Origin of the sequence: Alistipes communis (assembly GCF_006542665.1) — a bacterium.
GTDB classification, from domain to species: Bacteria; Bacteroidota; Bacteroidia; order Bacteroidales; family Rikenellaceae; genus Alistipes; species Alistipes communis.
In genome coordinates this window covers 207,937-220,842 of the sequence record NZ_AP019735.1, presented here as the reverse complement: position 1 = coordinate 220,842, position 12,906 = coordinate 207,937, and the positions used below count along the sequence as shown (strand labels likewise).

General features: G+C 59.3%; 8 protein-coding genes. 4 read left to right on the top strand and 4 right to left on the bottom strand.

Features of this window, described 5'->3' with window-relative positions:
• Window positions 1-137 precede the first annotated feature (137 nt).
• Window positions 138-539 (bottom strand): pyrophosphohydrolase domain-containing protein, encoded by a 402-nt coding sequence (locus FMF02_RS00945; protein WP_179952774.1) that lies wholly within the window; start codon window positions 537-539, stop codon window positions 138-140.
• 321 nt (window positions 540-860) lie between these two features.
• Here FMF02_RS00945 and glmS point away from each other — a divergent pair, with 321 nt between their 5' ends.
• The 3 genes from glmS to FMF02_RS00930 all read left to right on the top strand — a co-directional run bounded on the left by glmS (window position 861) and on the right by FMF02_RS00930 (window position 4,197).
• A complete protein-coding gene (glmS, locus tag FMF02_RS00940) occupies window positions 861-2,705 on the top strand; it encodes a glutamine--fructose-6-phosphate transaminase (isomerizing) (RefSeq protein WP_019130992.1) in 1,845 nt (614 codons plus the stop codon).
• 130 nt (window positions 2,706-2,835) lie between these two features.
• Window positions 2,836-3,333 carry a hypothetical protein gene (locus FMF02_RS00935; RefSeq protein ID WP_141411897.1) on the top strand — a complete coding sequence of 166 codons (498 nt, stop codon included), beginning with the start codon at window positions 2,836-2,838 and terminating at the stop codon, window positions 3,331-3,333.
• A gap of 552 nt (window positions 3,334-3,885) precedes the next feature.
• Complete coding sequence (locus FMF02_RS00930) at window positions 3,886-4,197, top strand: hypothetical protein (RefSeq protein ID WP_141411896.1); 312 nt, start codon at window positions 3,886-3,888, stop codon at window positions 4,195-4,197.
• Between the two features lie 190 nt (window positions 4,198-4,387).
• On the opposite strand, the gene FMF02_RS00925 is transcribed toward FMF02_RS00930, so the two are convergent.
• From FMF02_RS00925 to tsaD, 3 genes are all read right to left on the bottom strand, one after another.
• Complete coding sequence (locus FMF02_RS00925; RefSeq protein ID WP_141411895.1) at window positions 4,388-5,629, bottom strand: hypothetical protein; 1,242 nt, start codon at window positions 5,627-5,629, stop codon at window positions 4,388-4,390.
• A gap of 120 nt (window positions 5,630-5,749) precedes the next feature.
• Window positions 5,750-6,847 (bottom strand): NAD(P)H-dependent flavin oxidoreductase, encoded by a 1,098-nt coding sequence (locus tag FMF02_RS00920; protein ID WP_019130989.1) that lies wholly within the window; start codon window positions 6,845-6,847, stop codon window positions 5,750-5,752.
• Window positions 6,848-7,173: 326 nt separating this feature from the next.
• On the bottom strand, window positions 7,174-8,199 hold the full coding sequence (tsaD, locus tag FMF02_RS00915; protein WP_141411894.1) for a tRNA (adenosine(37)-N6)-threonylcarbamoyltransferase complex transferase subunit TsaD: 1,026 nt from the start codon (window positions 8,197-8,199) through the stop codon (window positions 7,174-7,176).
• A 120-nt stretch (window positions 8,200-8,319) separates the two neighbouring features.
• Here tsaD and FMF02_RS00910 point away from each other — a divergent pair, with 120 nt between their 5' ends.
• Window positions 8,320-12,900, top strand: a complete 4,581-nt coding sequence (locus tag FMF02_RS00910) for a translocation/assembly module TamB domain-containing protein (protein WP_141411893.1) — start codon at window positions 8,320-8,322, stop codon at window positions 12,898-12,900.
• The last annotated feature ends 6 nt before the right edge of the window (window positions 12,901-12,906 follow it).

Below are 12,906 nucleotides of genomic sequence, written 5' to 3'. Positions count from 1 at the left end.
AATTTATTTGGGTTTTGCCGAGGCGCCGCCTGTCTGAGCGGTATCCATTGGATTAAGTCGGAAAATCCGAAACCCCGACACCCCTTTCCTCGCAACAAAAACGCCGGGCATCGCCCGGCGTTCGGGATTCGGATGCGTTATTTCTGCGCCTTGCGGGCGATGACCGCATCGATATAGGCCTTGATTTTCGGGGCGGGATCTTCCCACCCGTCGGGCTTGATGACCTTGCCGTCCTTGGGGTTGTAGTGCGGTTTGCCGTCGGGCCACAGTTTGGCCATGTTGGCCTTCTGCACGATGTCGAACAACTCGTCGGCTTCGAGCCCCATCTCCACCAGCGTACCCAACGCGAAATAGATCAGATCGATCATGGCGTCGGCCTGTTCGTAAATATCCTGTGCTACAAGAAATTCGGCCACCTCTTCATTCATCCACTTCCCGCGGCTCAGGGCGCGTCCGCGCTCCATCATACGCGGCTGCGGGGCGACGGGATGACCGAATTTCTCGTGAAATTCCCGGACATCGTTCCACTCTTTTTTCATCGTAATTTTTGTTTTAAGAATCGAATGCGAGGACAAAAATAACGAAAAATTTCCGGTCGTCCGTAAATTTTCGGTACCGTTTTTCTATCTTCGGCTTGCGCCTTAGATACTCCGTCTCGGCACAATCAGGCTGGTGTTTGCTTCTGCACTCGACTTTTCGTATCTTTGGCCCGCCGAAGATACTCCCGCTCGGCAATGTTCAAATAAATTTGACATTGCCCTCGCTTATCCGTATCTTTGCGGCGCTTGTCCGGTTCGCACGGCATTCGGTTCGGCCGGAAACGCAGTCATCGGATTCACTAAAAACAGAACTTATCATTTATGTGCGGTATCGTCGGATATATCGGGAGCAAGGAGGCTTATCCCGTACTGATCAAAGGACTTCACAGGCTGGAATATCGGGGTTACGACTCTTCGGGCGTAGCCATGATTTCGGACGAAGGAAAACTCAACATCTATAAGGCCAAAGGAAAGGTCGCGGCGCTGGAACATTTCGCCGAGTCGAAAGACCGCAGCGGCACGGTCGGCATCGCTCACACGCGCTGGGCGACGCACGGCGAACCCAACGACACGAACGCCCATCCCCACGCTTCGCAGTCGGGTGATCTGGCCATCGTGCACAACGGGACGATCGAGAACTATACGGTGGTCAAGAAGGCGCTCGAACAGCACGGCTACGCGTTCCGCAGCGAGACCGATACGGAGGTGGTCGTCCAGCTGATCGACTACATCCGTACCGACACGGGCTGCACGCTCTTCGAAGCGGTGCGCGAGGCGTGCCACCAGATCGTCGGCGCTTATGCCATCGCGGTGATCGACCGCCGCAATCCCAACCAGATCGTCGTGGCGCGCAAGAGCAGCCCGCTGGTGATCGGCGTAGGCGACGGCGAGTATTTCATCGCGTCGGATGCAACGCCGATCGTCGAATACACGAACCGCGTGGTCTATCTCAACGACGACGAGATCGCCGTCATCAACCGGGGCGAGTCGCTCCACGTCTTCAACATGGACAACAAGGAGTCGAAGGTCAACATCCAGAAACTCCGGATGAGCATCTCGGAGCTGGAAAAGGGGGGCTATCCCCACTTCATGCTCAAAGAGATCTTCGAGCAGCCCCGCACGCTGCGCGACTGCATCCGCGGCCGCGTGAGCGCCGACGGCAAGCACGTCGTGCTGTCGGGCGTACTCGACAACAAGGAGCGCTTCCTCGACGCCCACCGCATCCTCATCGTGGCGTGCGGCACGTCGTGGCACGCCGCGCTGATCGGCAAGCATCTCTTCGAGGACATGTGCCGCATACCGGTCGAGGTGGAGTACGCCAGCGAATTCCGCTACCGCAATCCGGTCGTGAGCGACAAGGACGTGCTGATTGCCATGTCGCAGTCGGGCGAGACGGCCGACACGCTCGCCGCACTGGAACTGGCCAAGGAGCAGGGCGCCTTCGTCTTCGGTATCTGCAACGTCATCGGTTCGTCGATTCCGCGCGCCACCGATTCGGGGTGTTACATCCACGTCGGACCCGAAATCGGCGTCGCCTCGACCAAGGCCTTCACCGGACAGGTGACCGTGCTGGCGATGATGGCGCTGATGCTCGGCCGCATGAAGGGCACGATCGCCGATGAGGCGTTCGAACGGGTCACGCGCGACCTGCACCGGTTGCCGGAGTTGTTGCAGGAGGTGCTCGAACTCGACACGCGGGTGAAAGACCTCTCCAAAATATTCACCTACGCCAAGAATTTCCTCTATCTGGGGCGCGGCTACAATTACCCGGCCGCACTCGAAGGGGCGCTCAAACTCAAAGAGATTTCGTATATCCATGCCGAAGGGTGTCCCGCCGCCGAGATGAAGCACGGCACGATCGCCCTGATCGACGACGACATGCCCACGGTGGTGATCGCTCCGCGCGACAAGATCTACGACAAGACGGTGAGCAACATCCAGCAGATCAAGGCACGCAACGGCCGCATCATCGCCCTCGTCACGCGCGGTGACGAGGTGGCGGCGAAGATCGCCGACTACGTGATCGAGATTCCGGAGGTATGCGAATGCCTTTCGCCGATCCTTACGTCGGTGCCGTTGCAGCTGCTGGCCTACTACGTGGCCGTCAACAAGGGCCGCAACGTCGACCAGCCGCGCAATCTGGCCAAGTCGGTGACTGTGGAGTGAGCGGCCCGAACGAACGGTTCGGCTGCCGGCGGGGAAATTCTCCCGCCGGCAGCCGTTTTTTGTCGCGGAAATGTTGCATTTCGGCGGAAAAATCGTTAATTTCGGGCGACAAACCTAAAACCTTAAAATTATGTATCGCATGTTGACGATCTTCATGTTCTGCCTCGCAGCGACATGGAGTGTATCCGCGCAGACCGCTCCCGTACCCGACAAGTATGAAATCGAAACCGCGGCCGACTGCGCCCGCTACAACGACGACGTACTGCGCTGCGCCGAGTGGCTGCGCACGACGCCTTACGACCCGACCAAATCCGACGAATGGCTGCGCGTCGCCGGCTTTCTCACCCGATGGTCGGCCGGAACGGACGAAGTGATGTATGAGATCAGCGAAGAGACGGCGCCGGTTCTGGGCGCCGACCTGGGCGTGGAGAAGATGAGTCTGCTCTTCTCGGCCTACCTGGCCGGCGGTGCGGAATATGCGCTCGGCGGAGGCAACGGAAGGGATGCTGCGGCCGTAGCGCGAGCCGGCGGCGACGCCGTGATCGAGGTGTATCGTGCCAATCGCGGTACGTTGGGCAAGATCCGCGAGGTTGAAACGATGATTAAAAGGCGGCAGAAGGAGCGGTAACGACTGTTGCCGACCTGTTGCACGCATCCGTCCGGGAGTATCCTTCCGGCGGTGGCGTTCCGTGCGGCCCGCCACGGGTAACGGAAACGGCCGGAGTCCTGCGACCGGTCGTTCCCGTTCGATCCCACCGCAGTTTTCCGAATTGCCCGAACGACCGTTCGAACTACTCGAAACGGTTCAGTTCATATTTGAATCAGACGTTCTTATTTCATTGTAAGTCAACCGGTAGTCGCGTTGGGTCGAAAAATAGGTGAATAGGGCATAATTCGACTACCGACAGTTGGTATCCGGAAAAAAAACATAACTTTGCCAGCACAAACACCGACAGGAAGGTGTCCGTTCGTTCTTAGATAGTAAGGAAGTTTCCAGACGAGAGTTGCGGTCGTTCACAGCATCTGATGAATTTTATCACACGTTATGTCTGCACGCCGGCGGCGTGCGCATGATCGACGCGGGACAGTTTACCGGATCGCGGGAAGGCCGAATCTGTGCCGCCCTCGTATTTCTGGCAATTAATTTTCCGCACGGCACAGCGGGACAAAATGCACGATGATGAAAACCTGTTCTCGGGATCTGTTGCAGCAGATGACCGAAACCTACAAGACTCGCATTGCCGGAACCGACGATTTTCGCAGCACGTTGGATGCGCTTTTTTTCACCGCGTTGCGCGCTGCGCGTGAATCGGACACGCTGCGCCAGTTCGACTGTTTCAAGGAGGCCGAACGCTATTTGCTGCGCATCGCGGCGTCGAGTTATCTGAGCGGGTTGATGGCAGGTATGGCCGTGGGCGGGAAGAACTGCGACGCGGAGAAATCCTCCGACGCGCCGACTCGTCGCGAAAAGGACGGACAGCGTTCGGCTTGAGCGCTGTCCGTATTGAAATCCGCACCGGCCGCGCACCGGCCGCACGAGAGCGAGGTTCCTTATTTTCAATAAACCGTTTCGAATCCGTCTTAACAGGAGGGGCCGGTAGACATAACCGGCCCCTCTTCGTTTGTCGTTCCGCTTGCCGAAAGTACATCCGACGACTGTCGTAACTTTCGAAACACGCCGTCTATCGGCGTATACGTGCCGCACGCTTGTCGGCCGGCCGCCGCGGAGCGGTCACCCGTCCGCCTTTGGCTTGAAGCGTCCCTGCGTCGTAGATGTACTCCATTTTGCCGGAGAAGGACCCCGATACGATGTATCCTTCGTCTAGATTGTCGTCGTAGAACTCGAAATCGACCGTATAGTCGAGCGTATTCTCGGTGTGCCCGATCGTTACCGTTCCCTCGTAGGCGGGGGCGCGATTGACCGTCAAGTTCTTTTCTAGTTCGAAATACCACGATCCGCCGAGCTGATTCCCCTCCTTGTAGCCTTCTATTACCGTTTCGGGCTCCATCGGGGCGCTGCGCGGGACGATCTCGTATTTGCCTGCGGGAAGTTCCTTGACGGCATCGGGGTCGGCATTGACGAAAAACTGCATCAGTTCGCCCGTGCCGGTGCCGTTCGAAAGGGTAACGCCTTCGGTTCCGAGCAGAATGCCGAAGAGCGACGACTTATCGTCGGCCCCCATATAATAGAGCTGTCCCTGCGTAAGGGCGTCCACCTCGACGTCGTCGGTGAGCGTACTGTACCAATCTTCATCGTCCGGTTCGCCGAGCGATTCGTCGTCGACGGTAATGGCTCCTTTGTAGGTGACGTGGTAGACGACGCCCTCCTCGGTGGTGAAGGTCGCGTCGATCGTGTAGACGCCGTTCTCATAGCCGACGGTCATCTCGCCTTCGCTGACCATTTCATAGGTTTCGTTCTGCTCGGCGTCGATGACCTGGTGGAAGACACCGTAGTAGTCGCCGTAGAGGACACCTCCGATCTCGAATTCGTCGGCGAAGCCGGGTTCGAGCGTATTGGGCGCATATACTTCGGGTTCGCCGATCGGATAGGATCTCGCGGGAATCAGCAATTCGCCGCCGTTGAAATTGGGAAGGTTCATGTCGATATTGAAATGATCCTTCGGCCCCGTATGGACGCCGTCCTCGTCGCGGGGCGAGTCGTAGAGGTAGACGATCAGGTTGGACGTTCCGTCTTCCATGTAATCGTCGCCCCAGTAGGCGGCCTCGGCGACGGTGTAGTTGAGTTCGACGGTCTTGTTTTCGTCGCCGCCTTCACCCTCGCTGCCGTCGCCTTTATCCTCGTCGTCGGGGTTTTCGGTCGGATCTTCGGGAGCCTCCGGACTTTCGCTGCACGAGGCCAAGCCCATTCCTGTCAGTGCGACCAGAAGCATCATGGTTGAAATGGAGTGGAAAAATTTTTTCATGAGTCGATTTTTAAGATGAATATTCATAAACGGCGGCAAAGGTACGAAAAAGACGGGTAACCGACATCAAAAAAGAGCGACGATTCGTCGCTCTTTTCGAATTTCTGTTCGGGATGAGGCTCAGCCCTTATTCGGGAAGAGTCGGTCGCGCAGTGAAAAACTCTCGTACTCTTTCCGCAGCGAAGCGATCAGTTCGCGCACGCTCTGGATCTTCTCCGTCCGCCAAGCGTTCGCACCGCAGAAGGCGTAGCCGTTCTCCAACCTGCCGCGAAAGGCGTTGTAGAGCGCCAGCATGATGCAATAGGGCGAGCGCGAAACGTCGCAGGTCTTGATACAGTTGAACGGACAGGATTTCGGCCGTTTCAGCCCCGCCTTCACTTTTTCCAGAAACGACGAGTGGATCGCACGCCCCGGCATACCGACCGGCGACTGGATGATCTCGATATCCTCCTTGCGTGCATGCACGTAGCTCTCCTTAAACGCCGGATCGGCGTCGCACTCTTCGGTGGCCACGAAGCGGGTGCCCATCTGCACCCCCTCGGCCCCCAGTTGCAGAATGTTGTAGATGTCCTCGCCCGTGTAGACGCCGCCGCCGGCGATGACCGGGATATGGCAGTCGTGCGCCGCCTCGAAGGCGTGCACCTCCTCCACGATCGGGGGCAGGATCTCTTCGAGCGAGTAGTGCTCGTCCTCGATCTGATCGGCCTTGTAGCCGAGGTGGCCGCCGGCCTTCGGCCCTTCGACGACGATCGCGTCGGGAATGTAGCCGTAGTTGGCCAGCCACTTTTCGCACAGGAGTTTCGCGGCACGGGCCGACGAGACGATCGGCGCCAGTTTCGTGCGGCAGCCCTCGGTGAGGAACGACGGCAGGTTCAACGGCAGCCCGGCACCCGAGAAGATGATGTCGGCCTTCTCCTGAATGGCGGTTTTCACCATGTCGGCGAAGTTGGACATGGCAACCATGACGTTGACGCCGATGATGCCGCGCGTCTTTTCGCGGGCCTTGCGCAACTCTTCGCGCAACCCCCAGATGCTCGCTATGTTGTAGTCGGGCGAATAGTCGCGGTAAATGACACCGAGTCCGGCCGAGGAGATAACGCCCACGCCGCCTTCGTTGGCGACGGCCGAGGCCAGTCCCGAAAGCGAGATGCCGACGCCCATTCCGCCCTGAACGATGGGCGTGCGAGCCAGCAGATCGCCGATTTTGAGTGATTTCATCATTGTTGATATATCGGTTAAAGTTTGGCAGACCGAAACGGGGAATCGTCCCGTTGCGGGCTGTTTGTCATGCGGGCTGGCAACGCCTGTGCGCCGCGCGCGAAACCGACATGACGTTCGGTTTCGCCGGACACCGTCGTCCCATGCCCAAAATTATTTCCGGCAAAGGTAATAAAAAGTTAGATGAAATTTCCGAAAAAATGTCCTTTTTCTCTGTTGCAGCGCCGGCGATTCCTCATTTTCGTCGTCGGACGACGTCTGCTTCCGGGACCGTATGCGGCTTCCGCATGGCCGGCGGAAGCCGTCGGGTAATCCGGACGGCGGGGTCACATCAGCTCCTCGATGCGCGCCACGGGCGACACGTCGAGCGAGGAGAAGTCGCCGTGGAGGTAGTGGTAATAACCCGCCACGGCGATCATCGCGGCGTTGTCGGTCGTGAAGCGGAACTCCGGCACGAAGGTGCGCCAGCCCCGTCGGCGGCCCTCTTCGACTACGCCGTTGCGCAGGCCCGAATTGGCCGAGACGCCGCCGGCGACGGCGATGTCGCGGATGTCGTACTCCTTGGCCGCGCGGACGAGCTGTTTGAGCAGTATCTCGACGATCGTATGTTGCAGCGAGGCGCAGAGGTCGGCCTTGTGACGGTCGATGAAATCGGGGTCGTCGGCCACGGCGTCGCGCAGCGTATAGAGAAACGACGTTTTCAGTCCCGAAAACGAGAAATCGAATCCGTCGACGTGGGGGTGCGCGAAGCGGAAGGCTTCGGGGTCGCCCTCCCTGGCCAGCCGGTCGATCACCGGCCCGCCCGGATAACCGAGTCCCATCACTTTGGCACACTTGTCGAACGCTTCTCCTGCGGCGTCGTCGATCGTCGTGCCGACGATCTCCATCTCCAGCGGCGAGTCCACCCGCACGATCTGCGTATGTCCGCCGCTGACGAGCAGGCAGAGGAACGGGAAGTCGGGGTGGGGCAGCGTCCGGTCGGGCAGGTCGAGGAAATGCGAGAGGATATGTCCCTGCAAGTGGTTCACCTCGACCATCGGGATGTCGTGCGCCAGGGCGAGCCCTTTGGCGAACGACACGCCCACGAGCAGCGAACCGAGCAGTCCCGGCCCGCGCGTGAAGGCGATGGCGTCCAGCTCGTCGGGTGCGACGCCGGCCTCTTTGAGGGCCGTGTCGACCACGGGGACGATGTTCTGCTGGTGGGCGCGCGAGGCCAGTTCGGGAATCACGCCGCCGTATTTCATGTGCACGGCCTGCGAAGCGATGACGTTCGACAGCAGCGTCGTGTTGCGGATGACGGCCGCCGACGTATCGTCGCACGAAGACTCGATGCCGAGGATGGTTATATCCATAGTTATATTCGGTGTTTTTTCGTTTTTTTGACGAATTATCGTTAAATTTGCCAGTTAAACGGGCGTTTTGCCATGCGCAAAGTTACGAAAATATTGGGGAAAGTGTTATCGGCGGCGGTTTTGTTGCTGATCGTACTTCCGCTTGCATTGTCTTTGCTGCTGAGCATCAACGCCGTGCAGAACTTCGTCGTGGGCAGGGCCGCGCAGTTCGCGTCGCGCAAACTCGAAACGGTCGTCCGTATCGATCGGGTGGATATCGGGATTTTCGACCGGATCACGCTCGAAGGACTTTATGTCGAGGATTACGGCGGCGATACGCTGCTCTACGTCGGTAAGCTGCACGCCTTCATCACCCAGTTCGGCATTTTCAGCAACGGGTTCACGTTGCGTCACGGCCGGCTGACCGACGGGAAGTTCTATCTTCGGGAGATGCCCGACGGCGTGATGAACGTCAAGCAGATCGTGTCGCGTATGGGGCGGAAGGAGAAGAAGAAAGAGAGCGATTTCCGTCTTTCGATTTCCGCGCTCACGGTCGAGAACCTCGAATTCCGTCTTGAAAAACTTCAACATCGCAATCCGGTTTACGGGATCGATTTTTCGGATATGGACATCCGCGACATCGACGCCGTGATCGACAATTTCACCATCGACGGCGGCGCTGTCGGCGCCGAGATCGGCCGGTTTTCCGCACGCGAGAAGAGCGGGTTCGAGATCGACGATTTCGGCGGGAAATTCTTTCTGGCCAACGGTTGTATCGGTATGGAAAACGCGCGGCTGGTAACGCCGCATTCGAACGTCTCGATCCCTGCGGTCTCGATCGTGGGCGATTCGTGGGCCGAATACAAGGAGTATGTCGATCGGGTGAGCATGACGGTCGAGGTGCGCAATTCGATGCTTTCGAGCGACGACGTAGCCTACTTCTCGCCCAAGTTGCGCGACTGGCGGCTGACGTTGCGCAACATCAACCTGCTCTTCGACGGCGTGGTTTCCGATTTCAACGCCGATCTGAAAAGCCTTTCGTTCGGACGCAGCAGCCGCGTGCATGCGCGCGGACGGGTGACGGGATTGCCGAAGATCGACGATACGCACTTCTCTCTGACGTTCGACGACGTGACTACCGAGGCGGCCGATCTCGGCCAAATCGCCGCCAATGTCGCTCGTAAGGAGTTATCGGCCAAGATGTCCGCGATGATGGATCGTGCCGGTGCGTTGCGGCTGACCGGCGAGGTGGAGGGAACGCTCGCTTCGTTCGATTCGAAATTCGCCCTGTCGGCACCCGTCGGTTCGGCAGAGGCCGAGTTGGCGATGCAGCCCGCCGACCGCCGTCGTCTGCGTCCGGTGAAGGGGCGTATCGCGGTGACCGGATTCCGCGTCGGGGAGCTGTTGGAGCAGCCGAATCTGGGAAGCGTCAGCTGCGAGGCGGGGTTGAACGGCGTCGTGGGAAAGGGGCTGATCGACGCGCGCGTCGACGGCAGCGTTTCGCAGCTGGAATTCAACGGCTATGACTACGATTCGCTGCGTTTCGGCGGCCGCCTGACCGAAAAGACCTTCAACGGGCACGTCCGGGCCGACGATCCGGCGCTCCGGTTCGATTTTCAGGGCGAGGTGGGATTCAATCCCGAACGGCCGCACTACGATTTCGACCTGGATCTGATCCACGCCGACCTTGCCCGTATGCATCTCAACCGCCGCGACAGCGTCTCGGTGCTTTCGGCGCTGGTCGAGGCGCGCGCTTCGGGACGGACGCTGGACGACCTGAACGGCAAGGTGACCGTGGGCGACGTGGTCTACCGCTACAATGCCGATACGCTCCGCACGACGCGGCTTACGCTGGACGGACAGAACAGTGCCGGCAGCAAATACCTGTCGTTGCAGTCGGAATTCGCCGACGCGACCTTCCGCAGCCGGACCGATTACAAGACCGTCTTCGAATATCTGCGGTCGAGCCTCGAAAAATACATCCCGCTGCTCTATGACGAGCGGAAGGCACGCAAACGGGCCGCCGGCGCCGTGAGCGTCGTGGACGACTATTCGGTGCTGTCGGTCGACGTGAAGCACTTCACGCCGGTGGCCGACGCGGTGGCCGACGGCCTGCAAATCGCCGACGGATCGCAGTTGCGGCTGTTGTTCAATCCCGCCAACGACAAACTGTCGCTCAAAGCGACTTCGGAGTACATCGAACGCGAGCGGATGCTCGCCACGCGGCTGAATCTCAATGCGACGAACCGCGGCGATTCGCTGTCGGTCTATCTGCGTTCGGAGGATTTCTACGTCGGGACGTTTCACATGCCGCAGCTGTCGGTCATGGGCGGTGCGCGCAGCGACCGCCTGCGGCTGTCGGCGGGATTCAACGATACGACGGCCCGCGTCTCGGCTCTGCTGGGGCTCGAAGCGCTCGTCGGGCAGTCGCCCCAGCGAGGCCGGTCGGTCGACGTGCGGCTGCTGCCGTCGCACATCAGCCGCAAGGGGACGACGTGGCAGATCTTCGCCCGCAACATTCAGATCGATACGGCGCGCATAGCGGTCGACCGGTTCCTGGTGATGAACAGGGATCAGGAGTTGCTGGTCGACGGCGTGGCTTCGCGCCACCGGCGCGATTCGGTGCTGTTGCGGTTGAAGAATTTCGATCTCGCGCCGTTCACCCAGATCGTCGAAAACATGGGTTATGTCATCGAGGGGCGCACGAACGGTCAGGCGGTGGTGAAATCCGCGCTCGGAGGTACCGAGATCACGGCCGACATCCGAATGGACAGCGTCGAGGTGAACGACATCCCGGCGCCGCCGATGCGTTTCACCTCGATGTGGGATTTCAAGAACGACCGCGCGCGGCTGACGGTGACCGATCGGGAGAAGCGCGATACGCTCATACGCGGATTCTACGCCCCTGCGACGGTGCGTTACTATGCCGAAGCGCGGTTTCCGGGGATCCGCATGAACCTGCTCGATCCGATGCTCAAAGGGGTGATCTCCGATACGCGGGGAGTGGCCGAGGCCGCGCTTACGCTTACCGGTCAGCGGCGTGCGGCGCAGTTGTCGGGTGCGATCCGGATACGGGATTTCCATACGAAGGTCGATTATACGCAGGTGGGTTACGATGTGTCCGAAGCGCTGCTCACGGTGGAGAACAACCGGCTTCGGATGCAGCAGGTGCAGGTGGCCGATCAGTTGGGCAATCGGGGGATCATGGATTTCGACCTCAATCTGCAACATCTGTCGAATATCTCCTATTCGCTGACGATGCAGCCCCGGCGGATGCTGGTGCTCAACACCACCGAGAACGACAACGACCTCTTCTACGGCAGGGTCTTCGCCACGGGGCGCGCGACCGTCGCGGGCGACAAGGGGAGCGTGCGTATGGACATCGTGGCGACGACGGACGACGATTCGGCCTTCTTCCTGCCGCTTTCGAGCAAGTCGAACGTCGCGCGCGCCGACTTCATCACCTTCGAGACGCCGCAGCAGAAGGCCGATACGCTGAACATCCTCGAACGCAAGAAGCTGATGTTCGAACGCAAGCACAAGCCCCAGGCCATCGAGGGCAATTCGATGGATATCGACATGACGCTCAACGTGCGGCCCAACGCCGACTTCCAGCTGGTGATCGATCCCACGGTGGGCGACATCATCAAGGGGCGCGGCGAGGGAACGCTCAATCTGCATATCAATCCCCGTTCGAACGTCTTCGAGATGTACGGCGATTATACGATCACCGAAGGAAGTTATCTCTTCACGCTCCAGAACATCATCAACAAGCGTTTCATCATCGAGAACGGGTCGACGATCCAGTGGACGGGCGAGCCGCTCGACGCGCGGCTCAATATCAACGCCGTCTACAAACTCAAAACCTCGCTGCAACCGCTCATCGGTACGAGTGTCTCGTCGGGCGGCGGCGACATGAATCTCAACCGTGCGGTACCCGTCGAGTGCATCATCAATCTGAGCGACCGGCTGACCCATCCGACCGTCACCTTCGACGTGAAGGTGCCTACGGCCGACGCCGAATACCAGACGATCATCGCCAATACGCTCAACACGCAGTCGGCCATCGCCGAACAGTTCATGTTCCTGCTCGTTACCAACAGTTTCCATTCCGACACGTCGGGCGGCGGAAACAACCTCGGCGCTGCGGCTTCGGCCGCGACCGGTTTCGAACTGTTGTCGAACCAGTTGTCGAACTGGCTTTCGACCGACGACTACAACATCGTCTTCCGCTACCGTCCCAAGTCGGAGCTGTCGGGCGACGAGGTCGATTTTGGGTTCTCGAAAAGCTTGATAAACAACCGTCTGTTCGTCGAGGTGGAGGGCAATTACATGCTCGACAACTCGCAGGCAGTCAATAAACAGATGTCCAACTTCATGGGCGAGGCCTATGTCACGTGGCTGATCGACCGTGCCGGAACGCTCAAATTGAAGGGGTTCACGCAGACCATCGACCGTTTCGACGAGAACCAGGGTTTGCAGGAGACCGGCATCGGCATCTATTACAAGGAGGATTTCAATAACCTGAAAGACCTCAAAGAGCGGTTGAAAAACAAGTTCCGCAGCCGCCGCAAGCGACAGCAGCTGCTCGAACGCCGGCAGGCCGCCGATTCGCTGCGGCTCGTCGAACGCCGGCGTGCGGCCGATTCGGTACGCAGAGCGTCGCCGGCCGATACGGTCTCTTCCGCCTCGGTGAAAAAAGACAAGAACTTAAATAAATAATTTTGC